Here is a 21699-nt window from a genome sequence, read left to right on the forward strand (position 1 = left end):
GCCTATGAAAATAAAACAACTTGATGATATTTTAGCAAATAAAATAGCAGCTGGTGAAGTCATTGAAAGACCGGCAAATGTTGTCAAAGAATTAGTTGAAAATAGTATTGATGCCTCTTCTTCTAAAATAGATATTATTATAGAAGAAGGAGGAATGAATTTAATTCAAATTATTGATGATGGATCAGGAATGGATAAAGAAGATGCACGTCTTTGTTTTTCAAGACATGCAACAAGTAAAATCTATAATGATCAAGATTTATTTTGTATTCAAACATTAGGCTTTAGAGGCGAAGCTATTCCTTCCATTGCTTCTATTTCTCATTTTGTTTTAAAAACCAGTGATGGAAATCAAGGATCAACAGTAATTTATGAATTTGGTAAATTTATTGAACAAAAACAAAGTGATCTTAATAGAGGAACAAATATTTCTGTTTCAAAGCTTTTTCAAAATGTACCAGCAAGATTAAAATATATAAAATCTGTCAATGCTGAATTTGCACATATACAAAATTATGTAGAAAGACTTTCTTTATCTCATCCAGATATTGCTTTTACTTTAATACATAATGATAAGACGACTTATAAAACAAATGGAAATGGAAATTTATTAGAAGTTATTCATCAGATTTATGGGTTATCTGTGGTTAAAAATATGTTGAATTTAAAAGCTGGAAATGATGAATTTCAAATAGAAGGTTTTATTGGCAAAATTGAAGTAAATAGGGCAAGTAAGAATCATATTGTTACGATGGTCAATCATCGTATTGTTAAAAATCAAGTAGCAATCGATGCTATTAATCAAGCATATCGTAAATATTTAGCAGATAATCGTTATCCTATTGCAGTCATCAATATTGAAATTGATCCTTATTTAGTGGATGTCAATGTTCATCCAAGCAAGTTAGAAGTTAAGTTTTCTAAAGAATACGAATTAAAACAATTGATTTTTGATGCGGTATCTAAAACTTTGGAAAATGTTAATTTAACTTACCAAGTCAAAGAAGAAAGACCAGTCTTTAAGCCACAACTAGATCAAATGGATCTAGATATTGATTTTAGACAAGAAATTCCTACAAAAGTTCAAGAAAAACCGCAAGCTTCATTTATTCAAGAAAAAAAACAACCACTATTTGTTCATGAAGAAAAAAATGAATATATAACAGAACCTGTAGAAAAGCTTTTTGAAGAACCTATCCAACTCGAAAAAGTTGAAGTGTCTTTAAAAGAAATGAAAAAGAAAATATTTGTAAAAGCACAAATTCATGGAACTTATATTGTAGGTGAAGATGATAGTGGAATGTATTTGATAGATCAACATGCTGCACAAGAAAGAATCAATTATGAATATTTTCTAGAAAAATATAGTCATCCAGATATGACAATGAGAGATTTATTAATACCTATTACAGTTGAATATCCTTTAAGTGAATGTATGATGATTGAAGAAAGAAAAGATTTATTAAAAGAAGTTGGCATTGATTTAGAGCCTTTTGGTAATGGTTTTATTATTAAACAACTGCCAATGTGGATGAATCAAATTAATGAACATTTATTTATTGAAGATATGATTCAACAGATATTAAAAGATAATAAAATTGATTTACTTTCTTTACAAGAACATGCTATAGCAACATTAAGTTGCAAAGCATCTTTAAAAGGAAATAGTCATCTATCAATTGAGTCAATGCAAACAATTGTTGATAATTTAATGCGTTGTGATAATCCTTATGTTTGTCCACATGGAAGACCAACGATTATTCATTATTCAGCATATGAATTAGAAAAATTATTTAAGAGGGTCGTATAATGGAAAAAGTAATTGTTGTAATTGGACCAACAAGTGTTGGTAAAACAAAAATGGGAGTAGCTCTTGCTAAAAAGTTCAATGGAGAAGTTATTAGTGGAGATTCTATGCAAATTTATAAACAGATGGATATAGGAACTGCTAAAGTCACAGAAGAAGAAAAAGAAGGTATTATTCATCATTGTGTAGACATTTTAAATTCTGATGAAACATATAGTGTTCATGATTTTCAACAAACAGTAAGAAAAAAGATAACAGAAATTACCCAAAGAGGACATGTTCCAATAATTGTTGGTGGTACGGGATTGTATATAAAAGCAGCTTTATATGATTATCAATTTGATGAAATGGAAAATGATCATCATGCAATAAATGAAAAATATAAAGATTATACAAATGAACAATTACATGATCATTTAAAATCAATCGATGAAGAAAGTGCAAAAACATTACATTTTAATAATCGTCGACGTGTTTTAAGAGCTATTGAAATTTATGAAACAACAGGTAAGAGGAAAAGTGAAATGTTAGAAGAACAAGAGCATATTTGTTTATATGATGCTTATTTTGTGGGATTAACGCTTCCTAGAGATGTTTTATATGAAAGAATTAACAAACGTGTTGATGTGATGATGGAAAATGGTTTAAAAGAAGAAATGGAGCGTCTTTATAGTCAAGGACTTACAAGAAATCATCAAAGTATGAAAGCGATTGGTTATAAAGAATGGTTTGATTATTATGATCATCAAATTGATTTAAATGATGTTTTAGAGCTAATAAAAAAACATTCAAGACAATACGCTAAAAGACAGTATACTTGGTTTAAAAACCAATTTGATGTTCATTGGTATGATGTGAATTTAGAAAACTTTGAACAAACCATTGAACAAGTAACAGATGATATAGAAAAAATCCTAAAAGTTTAGGATTTTTTTGTATGATTTAATTTTTTAATATTACTTGTACGCCCATGTTTTAAAATACGTCGATAATTTTCAGCTAATGCTTTTTCATATTGACTTGTCATCCAAGGTACATAGAATTGATTATTTGCGATTTGATCAGGTAAATATTGAATATATTCCCATAACTCAGGACGGTCATAATTATATTTTTCATCCTCTTCTAGACCAACAGGTGTTAATCTTAAATATTCAGGTGCAGGCAAAGATTGTTGTCTTAAAGAAGCTAAGGCAGCATCAATAGCTGCTTCTGATGATTTAGATTTAGGTGAAAGACATAAATCAATAATAGCACTTGCAATAGGAATTCTTGCCTCAGGAAATCCTACTGTTCTGGCAGCATGAAAAGCAGCAACAGTACGCATACAAGCATTTGGATTAGCAAGTCCAACATCTTCATATGCACAAACAAGGACACGTCTTTCTAATGATTCAATATCATTATATTCTATCAACTTTGCAAAATAATACATAGCTCCATTAGGATCACTTCCACGAATAGATTTTTGTAAACCACTTAAAGTATCATAATATTGATCTTCATCTTTATCAAATTGACCATTAGCTTGTGTTAAAGCATTTTTAGCATCTTCAATAGTAATATGATTATCATGAGAAATAATTGTACATACTTCTAAACAATTATATGCAAAACGAATATCTCCTGATGAAAGACGAGCAATATGTTGCAAGACTTCTTCATCACATTGATATTGATGGTGATAGCCTTTTTCGCTATCTAAAGCGTGATGTAAACCTTGAATAATATCTTCTTGAGTTAAAGGCTTAACTTCAATGATTTGACATCTTGAACGAATGGCAGGATTGATAGAATGATAAGGATTAGCTGTTGTACATCCAACAATAATCAATAGACCACTTTCTACATAAGGAAGTAAATTATCTTGTTTCATTTTATTCATACGATGAATTTCATCGATAATGACAAAAAGACCATTAGATAATTTAGCTTCTTCAATAATCAAATCCATTTCTTTTTTATTTCCTGTAGATGCATTAAAAGTACGACAAGGCATATTTAAATCATGAGCCAAAGCCATTGCAAGAGTTGTTTTACCACAACCTGGTGGGCCATATAAAATAACAGACATTGGATGATTCTTTTCTACAAATTTAGTAAATAAACCATTTTCACCAATAATATGTTTTTGTCCTAATATATCTAAAAGAGATTGAGGTCTCATATTATAAGCTAAAGTTCCACTCATAAAAAAAATCTTCCTCCTTAATACAAAATGAATTATAATGATTATAACACTTTTATAAAAAGAAAGGTAGAAATGAATATGAGATTAGTTGTACAAAGAGTAAGTGAAGCAAGTGTGGAAATTGAAGGAGAAATAAATGGACAAATCAAACAAGGATTTATGGTATTAGTAGGTATTACGAATGATGATAATGAAGAAATTGTTGATAAGATGATTAATAAGCTTATCAATTTAAGAATTTTTGAAGATGAAAATGAAAAATTGAATTTATCATTGATGGATATCAAAGGAGAAATTCTTTCTATTTCACAATTTACTTTATATGCAAATTGTAAAAAAGGAAGGAGACCTAGTTTTTTAGATGCTGCTAAACCAGAAATATCAAAACCATTATATGAATATTTTAATAAAGCATTAGAAAATGCAGGGGTCCATACAGAAACAGGAATCTTTGGAGCGATGATGAAAGTCTCTCTGATCAATGATGGACCAACAACGATCATCCTGGACAGTAAAGAAATCATATAGTCATAAGGCAAAGAAACGTTCTGTAAAGATCGTTTCTTTTAATCATGACAAAAAAATACAGATAAAAAAACGTTGATATAAAGGCAGAAAAAGAGGGAAAGAGAGAAAAAGATAAAAAAATACAGAAAAAAAGCTTTACAAAAGGGAGAGGGGATGGTAATATAAATGGGCACTCGACGAGAGAGTCAAGTGAGAGGACATTGAAAACTGAACAGGAAAGAATAAAACACAACGTCAATTAAGTTAAAGAAATAAAAAAGAGCTAAACAGACTAAGAGATTGTCTGAAAGGAATAAGACAATGGAGAGTTTGATCCTGGCTCAGGATGAACGCTGGCGGCGTGCCTAATACATGCAAGTCGAACGCTTCACTTCGGTGAAGAGTGGCGAACGGGTGAGTAATACATAAGTAACCTGGCATCTACAGGGGGATAACTGATGGAAACGTCAGCTAAGACCGCATAGGTGTAGAGATCGCATGAACTCTATATGAAAAGTGCTACGGGACTGGTAGATGATGGACTTATGGCGCATTAGCTGGTTGGTAGGGTAACGGCCTACCAAGGCGACGATGCGTAGCCGACCTGAGAGGGTGACCGGCCACACTGGGACTGAGACACGGCCCAGACTCCTACGGGAGGCAGCAGTAGGGAATTTTCGGCAATGGGGGAAACCCTGACCGAGCAACGCCGCGTGAAGGAAGAAGTAATTCGTTATGTAAACTTCTGTCATAGAGGAAGAACGGTGGATATAGGGAATGATATCCAAGTGACGGTACTCTATAAGAAAGCCACGGCTAACTACGTGCCAGCAGCCGCGGTAATACGTAGGTGGCGAGCGTTATCCGGAATTATTGGGCGTAAAGAGGGAGCAGGCGGCACTAAGGGTCTGTGGTGAAAGATCGAAGCTTAACTTCGGTAAGCCATGGAAACCGTAGAGCTAGAGTGTGTGAGAGGATCGTGGAATTCCATGTGTAGCGGTGAAATGCGTAGATATATGGAGGAACACCAGTGGCGAAGGCGACGATCTGGCGCATAACTGACGCTCAGTCCCGAAAGCGTGGGGAGCAAATAGGATTAGATACCCTAGTAGTCCACGCCGTAAACGATGAGTACTAAGTGTTGGGAGTCAAATCTCAGTGCTGCAGTTAACGCAATAAGTACTCCGCCTGAGTAGTACGTTCGCAAGAATGAAACTCAAAGGAATTGACGGGGGCCCGCACAAGCGGTGGAGCATGTGGTTTAATTCGAAGCAACGCGAAGAACCTTACCAGGTCTTGACATCGATCTAAAGGCTCCAGAGATGGAGAGATAGCTATAGAGAAGACAGGTGGTGCATGGTTGTCGTCAGCTCGTGTCGTGAGATGTTGGGTTAAGTCCCGCAACGAGCGCAACCCCTGTTGCCAGTTGCCAGCATTAAGTTGGGGACTCTGGCGAGACTGCCGGTGACAAGCCGGAGGAAGGCGGGGATGACGTCAAATCATCATGCCCCTTATGACCTGGGCTACACACGTGCTACAATGGACAGAGCAGAGGGAAGCGAAGCCGCGAGGTGGAGCGAAACCCATAAAACTGTTCTCAGTTCGGACTGCAGTCTGCAACTCGACTGCACGAAGATGGAATCGCTAGTAATCGCGAATCAGCATGTCGCGGTGAATACGTTCTCGGGCCTTGTACACACCGCCCGTCACACCATGAGAGTCGGTAACACCCGAAGCCGGTGGCCTAACCGCAAGGAAGGAGCTGTCTAAGGTGGGACTGATGATTGGGGTGAAGTCGTAACAAGGTATCCCTACGGGAACGTGGGGATGGATCACCTCCTTTCTAGGGAGAGAAAGTTGTGCTTTCTTGTTTGGTTTTGAATGTCCATGACATTCAAGAGGACATTGAAAACTGGATAGTAGTAAAAAAAATTGCGAAAACGATAAAGAAGAGATTAGACATTAAAGAAAAAATAAGGTCTAGTACGAAAAGTCGAAAGTAACTAAGATTTTACAGCAAGTGTAAACGAAAAAAAGTTCAAGCAAGCAAACCTAGAAGGTAAAGCAAGAAAGGGCGTATGGGGAATGCCTAGGCACACTCCGGCGAAGAAGGACGCAGCAAACAGCGAAATGCGACGGTGAGCGGTAAGCACGTGAAGAGCCGTCGATATCCGAATGGGGGAACCCACACGGAGTCATATCCGTGTATCACATGTCGAATACATAGACATGATGAGGCGAGACGCAGGGAACTGAAACATCTAAGTACCTGCAGGAAGAGAAAATAAGAATGATTTTCTGAGTAGCGGCGAGCGAAAGGGAAAGAGCCCAAACCGATCTGAGGATCGGGGTAGTAGGATCATCGATAAATCAAACAGAGGATCATAGAGGAATCACATGGGAAGGTGAGCGAGAGAGGGTGAGAGCCCCGTACTCGAAATGAGAGACTGGAGAGAGATGACACCTGAGTAGGGCGGGACACGAGAAATCCTGTCTGAATCAGCCGGGACCATCCGGCAAGGCTAAATACGAGAGAGTGACCGATAGTGAACCAGTACCGTGAGGGAAAGGTGAAAAGAACCCCGGGAGGGGAGTGAAAGAGAACCTGAAACCATATGCCTACAAGAAGTCAGAGCCCGTTAAAGGGTGATGGCGTGCCTTTTGTAGAATGAACCGGCGAGTTACTGTATGGAGCGAGGTTAAGCAGGATATGCGGAGCCGAAGCGAAAGCGAGTCTTAAGAGGGCGCGAGTTGCATGCAGTAGACCCGAAACCGGGTGATCTAGCCATGACCAGGTTGAAGTTGGGGTAAAACCCGATGGAGGACCGAACCGACCCCCGTTGAAACGTTGGCGGATGAGTTGTGGCTAGGGGTGAAATTCCAATCGAACCCGGAGATAGCTGGTTCTCCCCGAAATAGCTTTAGGGCTAGCGTCGAGAGAAGAGTTGCGTGAAGGTAGAGCACTGAATATGTGATGGCCCCATCTCGGGGTACTGAGCATAATCAAACTGCGAATGTCACGCCAACATGCTCGGCAGTCAGACAGCGGGTGATAAGGTCCGTTGTCAAGAGGGAAACAGCCCAGACCATCAGCTAAGGTCCCAAAATGTATGCTAAGTGGAAAAGGATGTGGAGATGTACAGACAACTAGGAGGTTGGCTCAGAAGCAGCCATCCTTTAAAGAGTGCGTAACAGCTCACTAGTCGAATGACTCTGCGCCGATAATTTACCGGGGCTAAGCATACTACCGAAGCTATGGATCCCAAGGGATGGTAGGGGAGCGTTCCATGAACGGAGAAGTACGACCGAAAGGACGTGTGGAGATCATGGAAGAGAGAATGCCGGTGTGAGTAGCGGAACGTGGGTGAGAATCCCACGCACCGAAAACCCAAGGTTTCCAGAGGAAGGTTCGTCCGCTCTGGGTAAGTCGGGACCTAAGGCGAGGCCGAAAGGCGTAGTCGATGGACAACAGGTAGAGATTCCTGTACCCGTATATATGTGAAGGAATGACGGAGAGAGGAAGCTGCAGCCAGCGGCTGGAAGAGCTGGTGCAAGCGAGATATCGGGATGGCAGGCAAATCCACCATCCGAAACGAGAAGGCGTGAAGCGTACGGAAAGCTACGGCGAGTACGGAAGGCAGTGGAGGAACTTCCAAGAAAAGTTTCTAACGTTAAGTATATATGGCCCGTACCGAAAATGGACACACATGGGTGAGGAGAGAATCCTAAGGTGAGCGAGAGAACTATAGCTAAGGAACTCTGCAAAATGACTCCGTAACTTAGGGAGAAGGAGTGCTCATAGAGATATGAGCCGCAGTGAAACGGCCCAAGCGACTGTTTACCAAAAACACAGCTCTCTGCTAAGCCGCAAGGCGAAGTATAGGGGGTGACGCCTGCCCGGTGCTGGAAGGTTAAGGGGAGGGGTTAACGCAAGTGAAGCCCTGAACTGAAGCCCCAGTAAACGGCGGCCGTAACTATAACGGTCCTAAGGTAGCGAAATTCCTTGTCAGGTAAGTTCTGACCCGCACGAAAGGCGTAACGATTTGGGCGCTGTCTCAGCTGTAGACTCGGTGAAGTCTTAGTACCTGTGAAGATGCAGGTTACCCGCGACTAGACGGAAAGACCCCATGGAGCTTCACTGCAGGTTGATATTGGGATTTGATGCAGCATGTACAGGATAGGTAGGAGGCAAAGAGATGGATACGCCAGTATTCAAGGAGCCGCTGTTGGGATACTACCCCTGTTGTATTGGATTTCTAACCGGACGACGTAGAGCCGTTGACGGGACAGTGTCAGTCGGGCAGTTTGACTGGGGCGGTCGCCTCCCAAAGAGTAACGGAGGCGCCCAAAGATACCCTCAGCTTGGATGGAAACCAAGCGCAGAGTGCAAAGGCAAAAGGGTGTTTGACTGCGAGACCCACAAGTCGAGCAGGGACGAAAGTCGGGCTTAGTGATCCGGCGGTGCTGAATGGAAAGGCCGTCGCTCAACGGATAAAAGCTACCCTGGGGATAACAGGCTGATCTCCCCCAAGAGTTCACATCGACGGGGAGGTTTGGCACCTCGATGTCGGCTCATCGCATCCTGGAGCTGAAGTCGGTTCCAAGGGTTGGGCTGTTCGCCCATTAAAGCGGTACGCGAGCTGGGTTCAGAACGTCGTGAGACAGTTCGGTCCCTATCTGTCGTGGGCGCAGGAAATTTGAGAAGAGCTGTCCTCAGTACGAGAGGACCGGGATGGACGCATCAATGGTGGACCAGTTGTCACGCCAGTGGCATAGCTGGGTAGCTAAATGCGGAAGGGATAAACGCTGAAGGCATCTAAGTGTGAAACCCACTTCAAGATGAGATTTCCCATTGCGCAAGCAAGTAAGACCCCTTAAAGACGATAAGGTAGATAGGTCAGGAGTGTAAGCATGGTGACATGTTAAGCGGACTGATACTAATAGGTCGAGGGCTTGACCGAAAAGGCAAGCGAGCTTGAAAGAAGAAAAACTACTGTCTGGTTTTGAGTGTCCTGAAGACACTTGAAAAGAAGAATCTGGTAATGATAGCATGATGGACACACCTGTACCCATTCCGAACACAGAAGTTAAGCATCATCGCGGCGAAGATAGTACATTGTGCGAAAATAGCTCGTTGCCAGTTCCTTCTTTTTTTTTATGTTTTTACATGATCATTGACAGGTCATACCCTTGTGGTATGGCTTTTTTTTCTGATATGTGTTATTGCATAATATAAAATAGAGATAGTTTTAAGTTGCTATTATTTGATGTTTATAAATTTGCTGAAATTATTTGAATATCTTGACTTTTTGTATGAATTATTATTGGAAATTAGTAAAAAAAAGACCTCTTTTCGAGGCCTTTATTATTAGGTTTTATTTTATGTCATGATATTTGAAACTACTTTTCAAAATCTTGTGGTTTTAATAATTAAAATAAAAGCAGACATTTTATGTTATATGAGGTTTGCTCTTTTTCGTAATAATAACTAACGCTAATGGATTAGCTGTTTACAATTTATAAGTTATGTGATATTAAAGAATTAGATATAGTTATTTTTAATTTCTCTCTTTTCATTAAATTTTTTCCTTATTTATCTTGTCATAGTTATTTTTCTACTCTTAAGCTTATTAAATGTATTTTTAAATCAATTTCTTGCTTATTCGAATTTTAATTAAAGAATATTATCATTAGTTGTTAGCTATTCTTTTAATACACTAATTTTTGAGTAGGTTTACCGTTTATTGTGTTAGCAATGTTAAAATCAAATTAGTAAAAAATATCTGGACTATAGCAAGACACCAATAATAGAGCATATAAAAACATGAGGTCTCCTCCATAGAAAAAACCTCATGTTATCTAATTAGCTTCGTTTTAAAAATATCATGTTATTTCATAAAGCCTATTATTACATTTTTACTGTAGATTTAACTAATTCAACAACTTCTTCAGAAGTAGCACAATCTAATGCTTTTTCTACTAAAGCTTCCATATCAGCTTTTGATACGCTCTTAATTAATTTTCTTTGAGCTAAGATTGAAGTAGCTGACATAGAGAATTCATCTAATCCTAAACCAAGTAATAATGGAGCTGCAATAGCTTCACCAGCCATTTCTCCACACATACCAGCCCATTTACCTTCAGCATGTGCTGAATCGATAACATGTTTTAATAAGTTTAAGATTGATGGGTTGAATGGTTGATATAAATAACTTACACCAGAAGACATTCTGTCTGCTGCAAATGTATATTGTACTAAGTCATTTGTTCCTACTGAGAAGAAATCAACTTCTTTAGCAAATTTATGAGCTAATACAGCAGCTGCAGGAATTTCAATCATGATACCAACTTGTAATGTATCACTTACTTTAACACCTTCAGCAACTAATTTTTCTTTTTCTTCCATTAAGATTCCTTTAGCTTTACGGAATTCTTGTAAAGTAGCAATCATAGGGAACATGATTCTTAAATCACCATAAACTGATGCTCTAAGTAATGCTCTTAATTGAGTTCTAAAGATATCTTCTCTTTGGAAACATAAACGGATTGCACGAACACCTAAGAATGGATTCATTTCTTTTGGTAAATCGATAGCTTCGATTTCTTTATCTCCACCGATATCTAATGTTCTAACAACAACAGGTTTACCTTCCATACCTTCTAATACTTCTTTATAAACTTCAAATTGTTGTTCTTCAGTTGGTAATTCAGCAGATTCCATATATAAGAATTCAGTTCTGAATAATCCAACACCTTCACCACCATTTTCTTTAACACCTGCTAAATCTTTTGCTGAACCAATGTTAGCAACTAATTCAACTTGATGTCCATCAGTAGTAATTGTTTTTTCATTAACTAATTTCTTTAATTCTTCTTTATATGCGATGAATTCAGCACGTTTAGTTTCATATTCTTTAACAGTTGCTTCATCAGGATTGATCATAACTGTTCCTTCAATACCATCAAGAACAATTAAATCTCCATCTTTAACTTCTTCTGTAATTGTTTTACAAGCAACAACTGCAGGAATTTCTAAAGAACGAGCCATGATAGCTGAGTGAGAAGTTCTACCACCAATATTAGTAGCAAATCCTCTAACTAAGTTTTTATTTAATTGTGCTGTATCAGAAGGAGTTAAATCATCAGCGATAATAACAACTTCTTCATCAATTAAAGCAGGGTTTGGTAATGGTTTACCAAGTAAGTTAGCTAATAAACGACGAGAAACGTCTTTAATATCAGCAGCTCTTTCTCTAAAATAATCATCATCCATCATTTCAAACATTGCAATGAAACTATTTGCAACTGCATCTAATGCAGCTTCAGCGCATAATTTTTCATTATTGATTTTGTCTAAAACTTGTGTTTTTAATTCAGGATCTTGAAGTACTAATGCATGAGCATCAAATACAGCAGCTTCTTCAGCTGATAAGTTTTTAGAAGCAGCTTCTTTAATTGCTTCTAATTGTTTAGCTGTTTCAGCCATACAATCTTCAAATTTTTTGATTTCAGCTGCAACATCTTCTACAGTGTTTTGTGTTACAGTTAAATCAGGCATAACTAGTTTGTACGCTTTAGCAATTGCAATACCACTAGAAGCCCCAATACCTTTAATCATAGTATTAAACACCTCCATATTTACATTCCAATTCTAACCTATTTTTATTGAAAAATAAAGATATTTTCATTGTACGAAAGGACTTTTTAAGAAAAAAGATAAGTATTTATTGAATTGTTTGTCTAGACATGATAAGATGTTGTCGAGGAGGAGTTTGCAATGAAAGTTATTATTGTTGAAAATTATGAAGAAGCAAGCCAAGAAGCAGCAAAAATTTTTATTAATCAAGTAAAGGAAAAACCAAATAGTATTTTAGGATTAGCTACAGGATCTACACCTGTTAGAATGTATGAATTATTAAGAGAAGATCATGAAAAAAATCATACATCATATAAAGATGTTAAATCATACAACTTAGATGAATATTTTGGATTAGATGCAAGTCATCCACAAAGTTATCATTATTTTATGTATAAAAACTTATTCAATGGAATTGATATTAAAGATGAAAATGTTCATGTTCCATGTGGACAAGGAAATATTCAAGAAAACTGTGATAAATATAATAAAATGTTAGCTGAAAATCCAATTGATATTCAATTATTAGGAATTGGTTCAAATGGACATATTGGATTCAATGAGCCAGGAACTGATTTTAATTCAAAAACACATTATGTTGATTTAAAAGAAAGTACTATTAAAGACAATGCAAGATTATTCTTTAATGGAGATGAAGATGCTGTTCCAAAACAAGCAATCTCTATGGGAATTCAAAATATTATGGATGCTAAAAGTGTTGTTTTAATTGCTTGTGGTAAAAATAAAGAAGATGCTGTTAAAGGAATGATTGAAGGACCTGTAACTCCAGAATTACCAGCTAGTGTATTACAAAATCATAAAGATGTAACTGTAATTATTGATAAAGCAGCTGCAGCTTTATTAGAAAAAGAATATTAAAATTCATGAGGGAGAAATCTCCCTTTTTTTTGTTTAGGTTGAAATTTTTATCATTAAACTGTAAGATTATATTACTAATACAGAAGGTGAAAATTATGAAAAAAATAAGACTTAAAGAATTATTTAATATACCTAATTGTTTATGCTATTTAAGAATAATACTTATTCCTATTTTTTTACATCGCTATTTTTTAGCTGGAAATAAAGAAGATTATTATATATGTGCTACTATTTTAATTATTTCAGGTCTATCTGATTTTTTAGATGGTTACATTGCAAGACATTACCAGATGATTACTGATTTTGGGAAAGTTATAGATCCAATTGCTGATAAATTGACACAATTTACGGTTGCGTTTGTTTTAGTTTATACGTATTCATGGATGTGGTTATTACTTCTTATCATTGTTTTAAAAGATGGAATGCTGGCTTTAGGGGGACTTTATTTATATGAAAAAGGAGCAAAGGTCCAAGGAGCCTCATGGTGGGGGAAAATTTCTACTGCTATCTTTGATGTTGTCGCAATCGTATTAATTGGAATACATATTCCAAATTCTATTTTTGCAACTATTTCAATTTTTGTTTGTATTGTGTTGATGTTATTATCACTTGTTTTATATGCTAAACAACTGTTATCAATTTATAAGGAGCTTAAGAATGAATAAAAGGCAAATAAAGTTAAGCTGTTATTTAGAACAATTAAATATAGAGGTTGTTAAAGTAGAAATGATTTTAAATCAATTAAATAGATTAAAAAATAATCAAGAGATAGCTAATTATATAATTGAAAGGGATCTTTTAAAAACAAAGTGTCAATTAGAATTATCACTTGCTTCTTTGTGTATTATTCTAAGAAAAATGTGTGAAAATCAATTTATTACTTTAAATCAAGAAAGAAGAAAAGATATTAATAGTATTATTCATTCAAATAGATTTGACTTTTTTGAAGATTATAAAGTTTATGTATATTCACAAAAAGGACAAGAAGAAGTCAATATCATTCAATTACTAGATTATGCAAAAAAGATATTTAAAGAAATCGTATGATTTTTTTGGACATCTTTTTTATTTTATCCAAGATAAAATAAAACTAGGTGAATAAAATGAATATTAAAAAAAATTGTGGTATTGTTTTGATTGTTTTGGGAATCATCTTAACGTTAGATCGAACAAATGAATTCAAAGGTATTGTTTCAATTATTGTTTATTATATTCAAGAATACTGGCCTTTATTCATTACTTTTTGCGGTGTTTCATTGCTTGCTACACCACAAAAAACTAAAAAGAAATGAAATAAAAAATACTGATTTTATATAGCTAAATGAATTGAAACACGATAACAAAAATGATAATATGTATAACGTATTAATGGAGGAAACAAAAAAATGAAAAAAAGACCTATCGTATTATGTATTATGGATGGTTATGGTATTTCTGAAAGCATTAATGGTAATGCTGTAAGACTTGCTAATACACCTAACTTAGATGATTTAATGGCTATGTATCCAAACACAACTATTTCAGCTAGTGGTATGCCAGTTGGTTTACCTGATGGACAAATGGGAAATAGTGAAGTTGGGCATTTAAATATTGGAGCAGGAAGAACTGTTTATCAATCATTAACTTTAATTAATAAAGCTTTAAATGAAAAAACTTTCTTTGAAAATGAAAAATTCTTAAAAGCAATTCAACATGCTAAAGATAATGGTTCTAAATTACATATTTGGGGATTATTATCAAATGGTGGTGTTCACTCATCAAATGAACATATCTTTGGTTTATTAGAATTAGCTAAACAACAAGGTTTAGATAAAGTATATGTACATGCTTTCTTAGACGGAAGAGATGTTGCTCCTGATAGTGGTGTTGATTTCGTAAAAGAATTACAAGAAAAAATTGAAGAAATCGGTGTTGGACAAATTGCATCAATTTCTGGTAGATACTATGCAATGGACAGAGATAAAAGATTTGATCGTGTTAAATTAGCTTACGATGCAATCGTATGTCAAGAAGGTGAATCTTTTGAATGTCCAGTTCAATATGTAAAAGATTCTTATGCTAAAGATGTTTTAGATGAATTCGTTATCCCTGGTTACAACAAAAACGTTGAAGGAACAATTGATGATGGAGATTCAGTAATCTTCGCTAACTTCAGACCAGATAGAGCAATCCAATTAGCTACAGTAATCACAAATCCTACATTCTATGAAGGATATGTACCTGAAAAACAAGTTAAAGATTTAGAATTCGTATGTATGATGAAATATGCTGACAGCGTTAATGGAGAAATCGCATTCGTTTCACCTAAACTTACAAATACATTAGGTGATTACTTATCAGCTCAAGGTTTAAAACAATTACGTATTGCTGAAACTGAAAAATATGCTCACGTAACTTTCTTCTTTGATGGTGGGGTAGATAAAGAAATCGAAGGAGCTACTCGTGTATTAGTTAATTCACCAAAAGTTGCTACTTATGATTTACAACCTGAAATGTCAGCTTATGAAGTAAAAGATAAATTAATTGCTGAATTAGATAAAGATATTCATGATGTTGTCATTGTTAACTTTGCAAATTGTGACATGGTAGGACATACTGGTGTTATTCCTGCAGCAATCAAAGCTGTTAGTGTTGTTGATGATTGTATCGGTGAAGTCTATGAAAAAGTTCTTGAATTAGGTGGAACTATGTTAATTACTGCTGATCATGGTAACGCTGAAGAAGAATTAGATGCAGATGGAAATCCATTTACTGCACATACAACAAATGTTGTACCTTTAATTGTTACTAATTCTCATGTAGGATTAAAAGAAGGCGGAAAATTAGGAGATTTAGCTCCAACAATGTTACAATTATTAGGTTTACCAATTCCTGAAGAAATGGATGGAGAATCTTTATTAAAATAATCAATAAGTTCATATTGATTTCATTTTTAATAGGTATATTAAGTGGGTGTAGTCATACTACATCCACTCATACTATACAGAAAGATTTATCAAAAGATCAAATCATAGAAACCAATTATGATGATGTTTTAAAGAAAATAAATCAAAAAGAAGATTTTGTTTTATATATTGGAAGACCTGATTGTAAAGATTGTCAAGAATTTGAACCTTATTTAAAAAAATATTTAAAGAAAAATAAAGGAGTTTATCTTTATTATTTCAATATTAAAGAATATCGAGATCAAGCGAATAGTCAAGAAGCAACAAAAAAAGAAAAATCTCGATATAACCAAATGAGAAAAAAACTTGATTTTTCATGGACACCTACTTTAAAATTAGTGATCAATGGGAAATTTGTAGATCAATATACTTTTTTAGATGAAGATTATTATTCATTACCAAGCAAAAAACAAAAAGAAAAGAAACAGGATTATATTGATAAACTTTCATCTTGGCTAGACCAAATATACCAAGATTAAAAGAAAGGATTGATAAAATATGAAAAAATGTCCAAAATGCCATAAAAATATACCAAGTAATGCAAAAGTATGTCCTTATTGTGGAACACCTCAATCTGGCTATCAACCAATGAAACGTACCCCTAAAAGAAAATACGCATTCATTTATCCAATTTTGATTATTGCATTTGTTTTCTTACCTATGGGAATTTCTTATTTCTTTGCATTTAATACATTATCTGATAGTGGAATCAATCAAACAGCAACATTAAAAACATATACAAAATCAAATCAAGAAACAGTTGTATATCAATATGATTCCTTAAAAGAATTTTCAAAAAATGTTAAAAATAGTAAAAAATATGTCAATAAGATTAATAACATGGAATCGTCTTTAGAAAAAATAGTTGGAACAAAAAATATGGATTCAGAATATTTGTTTCAAATAACAAATAATAATAATCTTTATGTATCTGTTCAATATGATATTTCTTTAGATAAACAAAATACAATGAGTATTTCTTATGATTATGATTTATCAAAAGAAAGCCAATTACAGTTTGAATATCATTTAAATGATATTCAACAATTAGATGATGGCTATCAACAATTAAATCAACAAGTTACAAAAATAAATCAAATCATTACACTATTTAATGAAAAAGATAATCAAGAATTAATTCAAAAAACATTAAATGATTTAAAAAATAATGAAGCTGAAATTACAAAAGAAACACTTTCTCATTATGGAAAAGGAATGACACAATCAAAAGGAAACGATCAATCTTCAATAAGAATATTTAATTATAAAGATACATATCGTTTAAAATTTTCTTATGATTCAAATTTAAATTTAGAAAAATTTATATAAAGCCAAGAAATTGGCTTTTTCTTTTTATGTAAAACAAGTATAATAGGGATAATTATAGGGAAAAAGTAGGTGAATCGATGAGAAAAATTGCAGTTTTAACCTCAGGAGGAGATGCACCAGGAATGAATGGGGCTATTCGTGCTATTGTTCGTGTAGGAATAAAAAGAGGTTTTGAGGTTTATGGTGTTTATGAAGGATATAAAGGATTAGTAGCAGGGAATATCAAAAAATTAGGGTATAGTGATGTTTCTGAAATATTATCTAAAGGGGGAACTATTTTAGAATCTTCAAGATTACCTTCATTTAAGGAAGATAAAGTTCAAGAACAAGCAATTCATCAGCTTAAACAAAGAGGGATAGATGGGCTTGTTGTTATTGGGGGAGATGGAAGTTATAAAGGAGCTTTAGCACTTAGTCAAAAAGGAATTGATTGTATTGCTATTCCTGGAACAATTGATAATGATATTAATGGAACAGATGAAACAATAGGTTTTCATACAGCACTTTATAACATTATCGATGCTGTTAATAAATTAAGAGATACGTCTAGTTCACATCATCGTTGTTTTGTTGTTGAAGTTATGGGAAATCATGCAGATAATCTTGCTATATATTCTGCAATTGCATGTGGTAGTGAAATTGTTATTACAGATAAAACAGAGTATGATGAAAATAAAATTATTGAAGAACTTAAAATTTGTGAAGAAGAGTATCATAAAAAACATGCGATACTTATTGTAAGTGAAAAAATATTAGATGTTGAAAAACTAGCTAATCGTATTAGCGAAGAAACTGGATATTCAGGAAGATCAATTGTTTTGGGACATATTCAAAGAGGTGGATCACCTGTTCCTGAAGATCGTATTTTAGCATCTAAAATGGCAGAAGAAGCCATTTGTTTATTAGAAAAAAGAAAAAGTGGTTTATGTATCTGTATGAAAGATAATCAAATTATATCTAAAAATATTGAAGAAGCTTTAATTGAAAAAAATGAAAATCATGATCGTTTATATCAATTATTTTTAGACTTAGCTTAAGGAGAAGATATGAAAAAAATATTATTTAGTGATATTGATGGAACAATTGCTAATGACAATTTACCCATTACTTATAAAGATCAAGAAGCTGTAAAAAAATTAAGAACACAAGGTCATTATTTTTCATTTTGTACAGGAAGAAATATTCAAGAAACAAAACTTGTCACACCACATTTTGAATATGATTATCTTGTTTTAAATAATGGAGCAATGATTGTTGATCAAAATGATCAAGTTCTTTATCGAAAACAAATAAAAAATGAAATTGCTAAAGAAATACTTAAAGAAAGTTATCAAAAATATCCTTATCTAAATTATACATTTTTTGATGGTCAACAAACATATGGATATATAAATCAAAAAACATGTATTTTAACAGAAAATGGTTATCAAGAAATAGCAGGTGATTTTTTAGAAATATTAGATCATACTCAAGATGATATTGATATTGTATGTGCTTTTCATCCACAAGAAAAATTAGATGAAATACTTGAAATTCAAAAACAAATCCACCAAAAATATGTAGGTATTCATGCAACACTCAATGTTGTTTATTTAGATATTACAGTAGATTGTACTAAAGGAAGTGGACTTAAAAAGCTTTGTTCATTATTAAATCAAGAAGTGATTTCTTATTGTATAGGAGATTCTTATAATGATTTAGATATGTTTGAAAAAGCTGATCATGCTTATACTTTTAATCGTGTAGAAAAACAAATAAAAGAAAAGACAGAAAAACAAGTTGATTATGTTTATGAAGTCATCAACGATATGTTAGAGGGGGAATAACAATGAGTTGGCAAGATAAATTAAGACAAGTAGAACCATATGTAGCAGGTGAACAACCAAAAATCAACAATATGATTAAATTAAATACGAATGAAAATCCATATGGTCCATGTAAACAAATAAAAGATATTTTAAAAGAAATTGATATTGAAAAATTAAAACTTTATCCAAATAGTGATGGAGAAGAATTAAGACATGCTTTAGCTAAGTATCATGGTTTAAAAGATGAACAAGTTTTTTTAGGAAATGGTTCAGATGAAGTTTTAGCACTTACATTTTTAACATTTTTTAATGGAAGTGATCCAGTATTATTTCCAAATATTTCTTATTCATTTTATCCAGTTTATTGTGATCTTTACCAAATGAATTATAAAGAAATTATTTTGGATCAAGATTTTAAAATGTATGTTGAAGATTTTAAACAACCAAATTCAGGAATTATTTTTCCTAATCCTAATGCACCAACAGGATTACTTGTTTCTTTAGATTTTATAGAAGAAGTTTTAAAAAGTAATCCAGACAGTATTGTTGTTGTTGATGAAGCTTATATTGATTTTGGAGGACAATCATGTGTCCCACTTATTCATCAATATGAAAATTTAGTGGTTATTCAAACGTTTTCTAAATCAAGATCTTTTGCTGGAGCTAGATTAGGAGTAGCTTTAGGAAATAAAGAAGCTATTTCTCATCTATATGATGTAAAGAATTCTTTTAACTCGTATCCTATTGATTATATAACTCAACAAATTGGACTTGTTTCTGTTTTAAATAGTCAAGATATGAAAGAAAAATGTCAAAAAGTAATTCAAACAAGAGAATATACAAAAACGAAACTAAAAGAATTAGGATTTGTGGTTCCAGATAGTTATGCTAACTTTGTATTTGTAAAACATCCAAAGATTGATGGGGAAGAATTATTTTTAGCGCTTAGAAAAGAAGGCATTATTGTGCGTCATTGGAATAAACCATTGATTGATCAGTATTTAAGAGTTACGATTGGAACTGATCAACAAATGGAAAGATTCTTTGAATTTTTAGAAAACTATTTAAATCAAAAAGAATTGTTATGATTTTTTCATAACAATCCTTTATAAAAAAGAAGCTATAGCGATTGCTATAGCCTTTATTTTTCTTCTGTATGATGTAAATCTTCTTTAATTTGAGTTGTAGAAATTTCAGGAGTTCTTGGTAAATAAATAACTTCTACACCCTCATCTTTTAGATAATCAAATTTACCTTTCCAATCATCTCCAATAACAAAAGTATCAATATGATATTCTTTAATATCTTTGATTTTTTGATCCCAATTTTCTTCAGGAATAACTAAATCTACAAAACGTACAGATTCTAGTAGACCTTTTCTTTGTTCATAAGAGAAATAACATTTTTTATCTTTTTTCAAACGTGTAAATTCATCAGTTGAAACAGCAACAATTAAATAATCACCTAAAGCTTTCGCACGTTTTAATAAATTAATATGTCCGTAATGTAATAAATCAAATGTACCATAAGTAATAACTCTTTTCATACCTAACCCTCTTTTACTTTTAATAATACTATTTTCAAAATTAATATCTGCAACAGACTTTGTTAGCTCTGTTTTTCGATCACGATTCATTAATGCCTTGACTGCTTCATTTGGACTAACTTTACCTTTAACAATAGCATCGACCATGGCAGTAATTGGCATTTCTACATCATATCTTTTAGCAAGTTGCATTGCAGCAGGTAAAGCGTTTAAACCTTCAACGACCATACCAACTTCTTTTGTAGCATCATCAACATTGTAACCTTGTCCAATTAATGTTCCACATTTAAAGTTACGACTATGCACGCTTGTTGCTGTGACAATCAAATCACCAATTCCAGCAAGACCATGGAATGTTTGTTCAAGGCATCCCATTGTTGTTCCTAAACGTGTCATTTCAGAAAGACCACGCGTAATAAGGGCAGCACGAGTGTTATCACCATAATTTAACCCATGGGAAATACCAGCTGCTAAAGCAATGATGTTTTTTAAAGCACCACATAATTCAACCCCGCGGACATCAATGTTTGTATAAACACGCATGCATGTATCTTGGAAAAGATTTTGTACTTTTTCAGCAACTTCTAAATCATCACAAGCTGAAACAATGGTTGAAGGCATATCTCTTACAACTTCTTCAGCATGGGTTGGACCTGATAGAGCTACGATTTTTGCTTGATTTCCTAAAACATCTCGAATAATTTCAGACATTATATAAAGACTATCTTTTTCAACCCCTTTAGCAAGATCGATTAAGATTTGATCTTTAATATAATCTTTAGCTGTTTCCATTGTACTTCTCATAAAAATGGAAGGAACAGCAACTACGAGATATTCACTATTACATACTTCTTTAATATCTGTTGTAAATTCCATATCATCAGGAATTTCTAATTCAGGTAATTTTGGATGTGTTCTGTTTTTTTGAATATATTCAATTTCTTGAGGTAAAGCCGACCAAACCATCACTGAATGATGACGATTGCATAATACTCTTGCGACAGCCATACCCCATGTACCTGCTCCTAAAACACCAACTTTATACATGATA

At 33.8% G+C, this 21699-nt stretch carries 16 protein-coding genes, 3 rRNA genes and 1 pseudogene; 16 read left to right on the forward strand and 4 right to left on the reverse strand.

Annotated elements, in window-relative coordinates:
• Positions 1-4: 4 nt before the first annotated feature.
• Both mutL and miaA read left to right on the forward strand, forming a co-directional pair.
• On the forward strand, positions 5-1810 hold the full coding sequence (gene mutL / locus Fi14EGH31_RS03260; protein ID WP_118348030.1) for a DNA mismatch repair endonuclease MutL: 1806 nt from the start codon (positions 5-7) through the stop codon (positions 1808-1810).
• Positions 1810-2733: a tRNA (adenosine(37)-N6)-dimethylallyltransferase MiaA gene (gene miaA, locus Fi14EGH31_RS03265; protein WP_022000702.1), complete on the forward strand. Its 924-nt coding sequence runs from the start codon at positions 1810-1812 to the stop codon at positions 2731-2733. The genes mutL and miaA overlap by 1 nt, the downstream gene beginning before the upstream one ends.
• Here the strand turns inward: miaA and Fi14EGH31_RS03270 are convergent.
• On the reverse strand, positions 2730-3998 hold the full coding sequence (locus Fi14EGH31_RS03270; protein ID WP_022000701.1) for a replication-associated recombination protein A: 1269 nt from the start codon (positions 3996-3998) through the stop codon (positions 2730-2732). The two genes, miaA and Fi14EGH31_RS03270, sit on opposite strands and share 4 nt — an antisense overlap.
• 78 nt (positions 3999-4076) lie before the next feature.
• Here Fi14EGH31_RS03270 and dtd point away from each other — a divergent pair, with 78 nt between their 5' ends.
• The 4 genes from dtd to rrf all read left to right on the forward strand — a co-directional run bounded on the left by dtd (position 4077) and on the right by rrf (position 9648).
• The gene (gene dtd, locus Fi14EGH31_RS03275; RefSeq protein WP_107030560.1) at positions 4077-4526 is read left to right on the forward strand and encodes a D-aminoacyl-tRNA deacylase; all 450 of its coding nucleotides are present in this window, start codon (positions 4077-4079) and stop codon (positions 4524-4526) included.
• A 297-nt stretch (positions 4527-4823) separates the two neighbouring features.
• Positions 4824-6348: ribosomal RNA gene (locus tag Fi14EGH31_RS03280) — 16S ribosomal RNA — on the forward strand.
• 215 nt (positions 6349-6563) lie between these two features.
• Positions 6564-9466, forward strand: a 23S ribosomal RNA gene (locus tag Fi14EGH31_RS03285).
• A 74-nt stretch (positions 9467-9540) separates the two neighbouring features.
• Positions 9541-9648: ribosomal RNA gene (gene rrf, locus Fi14EGH31_RS03290) — 5S ribosomal RNA — on the forward strand.
• The 16S, 23S and 5S rRNA genes sit together here, the layout of an rRNA operon.
• Before the next feature lie 765 nt (positions 9649-10413).
• Here the strand turns inward: rrf and ptsP are convergent.
• A complete protein-coding gene (ptsP, locus tag Fi14EGH31_RS03295; RefSeq protein ID WP_022001333.1) occupies positions 10414-12123 on the reverse strand; it encodes a phosphoenolpyruvate--protein phosphotransferase in 1710 nt (569 codons plus the stop codon).
• A 159-nt stretch (positions 12124-12282) separates the two neighbouring features.
• On the opposite strand from ptsP, the gene nagB reads away from it, so the two are divergent.
• The 10 genes from nagB to hisC all read left to right on the forward strand — a co-directional run bounded on the left by nagB (position 12283) and on the right by hisC (position 20190).
• The gene (gene nagB, locus Fi14EGH31_RS03300; RefSeq protein WP_118722056.1) at positions 12283-13020 is read left to right on the forward strand and encodes a glucosamine-6-phosphate deaminase; all 738 of its coding nucleotides are present in this window, start codon (positions 12283-12285) and stop codon (positions 13018-13020) included.
• A 95-nt stretch (positions 13021-13115) separates the two neighbouring features.
• Positions 13116-13685 carry a CDP-alcohol phosphatidyltransferase family protein gene (locus tag Fi14EGH31_RS03305; RefSeq protein WP_117481662.1) on the forward strand — a complete coding sequence of 190 codons (570 nt, stop codon included), beginning with the start codon at positions 13116-13118 and terminating at the stop codon, positions 13683-13685.
• Entirely contained in the window at positions 13678-14067 is a 390-nt protein-coding gene (locus Fi14EGH31_RS03310) for a hypothetical protein (RefSeq protein WP_117347391.1), read from the forward strand. The genes Fi14EGH31_RS03305 and Fi14EGH31_RS03310 overlap by 8 nt, the downstream gene beginning before the upstream one ends.
• A 56-nt stretch (positions 14068-14123) precedes the next feature.
• On the forward strand, positions 14124-14312 hold the full coding sequence (locus Fi14EGH31_RS03315; RefSeq protein ID WP_022001335.1) for a hypothetical protein: 189 nt from the start codon (positions 14124-14126) through the stop codon (positions 14310-14312).
• A 93-nt stretch (positions 14313-14405) separates the two neighbouring features.
• Positions 14406-15926: a 2,3-bisphosphoglycerate-independent phosphoglycerate mutase gene (gpmI, locus tag Fi14EGH31_RS03320; RefSeq protein ID WP_022001336.1), complete on the forward strand. Its 1521-nt coding sequence runs from the start codon at positions 14406-14408 to the stop codon at positions 15924-15926.
• Positions 15927-15940: 14 nt separating this feature from the next.
• Positions 15941-16444 carry a thioredoxin domain-containing protein gene (locus Fi14EGH31_RS03325; RefSeq protein ID WP_022001337.1) on the forward strand — a complete coding sequence of 168 codons (504 nt, stop codon included), beginning with the start codon at positions 15941-15943 and terminating at the stop codon, positions 16442-16444.
• A 19-nt stretch (positions 16445-16463) separates the two neighbouring features.
• The gene (locus tag Fi14EGH31_RS03330) at positions 16464-17294 is read left to right on the forward strand and encodes a zinc ribbon domain-containing protein (protein ID WP_022001338.1); all 831 of its coding nucleotides are present in this window, start codon (positions 16464-16466) and stop codon (positions 17292-17294) included.
• 77 nt (positions 17295-17371) lie between these two features.
• Positions 17372-18331 (forward strand): 6-phosphofructokinase, encoded by a 960-nt coding sequence (gene pfkA / locus Fi14EGH31_RS03335; RefSeq protein WP_022001339.1) that lies wholly within the window; start codon positions 17372-17374, stop codon positions 18329-18331.
• A gap of 9 nt (positions 18332-18340) precedes the next feature.
• Positions 18341-19120 (forward strand): HAD-IIB family hydrolase, encoded by a 780-nt coding sequence (locus Fi14EGH31_RS03340; protein ID WP_117575189.1) that lies wholly within the window; start codon positions 18341-18343, stop codon positions 19118-19120.
• Between the two features lie 2 nt (positions 19121-19122).
• On the forward strand, positions 19123-20190 hold the full coding sequence (gene hisC / locus Fi14EGH31_RS03345) for a histidinol-phosphate transaminase (RefSeq protein ID WP_022001341.1): 1068 nt from the start codon (positions 19123-19125) through the stop codon (positions 20188-20190).
• A 53-nt stretch (positions 20191-20243) separates the two neighbouring features.
• On the opposite strand, the gene tagD is transcribed toward hisC, so the two are convergent.
• Entirely contained in the window at positions 20244-20648 is a 405-nt protein-coding gene (gene tagD, locus Fi14EGH31_RS15215) for a glycerol-3-phosphate cytidylyltransferase (RefSeq protein ID WP_032091818.1), read from the reverse strand.
• A 75-nt stretch (positions 20649-20723) separates the two neighbouring features.
• A pseudogene (locus Fi14EGH31_RS15220) lies at positions 20724-21695 on the reverse strand (NAD(P)H-dependent glycerol-3-phosphate dehydrogenase); the annotation flags it as partial.
• Between the last annotated feature and the right edge of the window lie 4 nt (positions 21696-21699).

It is taken from the genome of Faecalibacillus intestinalis (genome assembly GCF_015097455.1).
Taxonomy (GTDB): Bacteria; Bacillota_I; Bacilli_A; order Erysipelotrichales; family Coprobacillaceae; genus Faecalibacillus; species Faecalibacillus intestinalis.

What these genes read in the sequence shown, in the direction of transcription:
- mutL (WP_118348030.1), top strand. Translation starts at nt 5, where the DNA reads ATGAAAATAAAACAACTTGATGATATTTTAGCAAATAAAATAGCAGCT.
- miaA (WP_022000702.1), top strand. Translation starts at nt 1,810, where the DNA reads ATGGAAAAAGTAATTGTTGTAATTGGACCAACAAGTGTTGGTAAAACA.
- Fi14EGH31_RS03270 (WP_022000701.1), bottom strand. Translation starts at nt 3,998, where the DNA reads ATGAGTGGAACTTTAGCTTATAATATGAGACCTCAATCTCTTTTAGAT.
- dtd (WP_107030560.1), top strand. Translation starts at nt 4,077, where the DNA reads ATGAGATTAGTTGTACAAAGAGTAAGTGAAGCAAGTGTGGAAATTGAA.
- ptsP (WP_022001333.1), bottom strand. Translation starts at nt 12,123, where the DNA reads ATGATTAAAGGTATTGGGGCTTCTAGTGGTATTGCAATTGCTAAAGCG.
- nagB (WP_118722056.1), top strand. Translation starts at nt 12,283, where the DNA reads ATGAAAGTTATTATTGTTGAAAATTATGAAGAAGCAAGCCAAGAAGCA.
- Fi14EGH31_RS03305 (WP_117481662.1), top strand. Translation starts at nt 13,116, where the DNA reads ATGAAAAAAATAAGACTTAAAGAATTATTTAATATACCTAATTGTTTA.
- Fi14EGH31_RS03310 (WP_117347391.1), top strand. Translation starts at nt 13,678, where the DNA reads ATGAATAAAAGGCAAATAAAGTTAAGCTGTTATTTAGAACAATTAAAT.
- Fi14EGH31_RS03315 (WP_022001335.1), top strand. Translation starts at nt 14,124, where the DNA reads ATGAATATTAAAAAAAATTGTGGTATTGTTTTGATTGTTTTGGGAATC.
- gpmI (WP_022001336.1), top strand. Translation starts at nt 14,406, where the DNA reads ATGAAAAAAAGACCTATCGTATTATGTATTATGGATGGTTATGGTATT.
- Fi14EGH31_RS03330 (WP_022001338.1), top strand. Translation starts at nt 16,464, where the DNA reads ATGAAAAAATGTCCAAAATGCCATAAAAATATACCAAGTAATGCAAAA.
- pfkA (WP_022001339.1), top strand. Translation starts at nt 17,372, where the DNA reads ATGAGAAAAATTGCAGTTTTAACCTCAGGAGGAGATGCACCAGGAATG.
- Fi14EGH31_RS03340 (WP_117575189.1), top strand. Translation starts at nt 18,341, where the DNA reads ATGAAAAAAATATTATTTAGTGATATTGATGGAACAATTGCTAATGAC.
- hisC (WP_022001341.1), top strand. Translation starts at nt 19,123, where the DNA reads ATGAGTTGGCAAGATAAATTAAGACAAGTAGAACCATATGTAGCAGGT.
- tagD (WP_032091818.1), bottom strand. Translation starts at nt 20,648, where the DNA reads ATGAAAAGAGTTATTACTTATGGTACATTTGATTTATTACATTACGGA.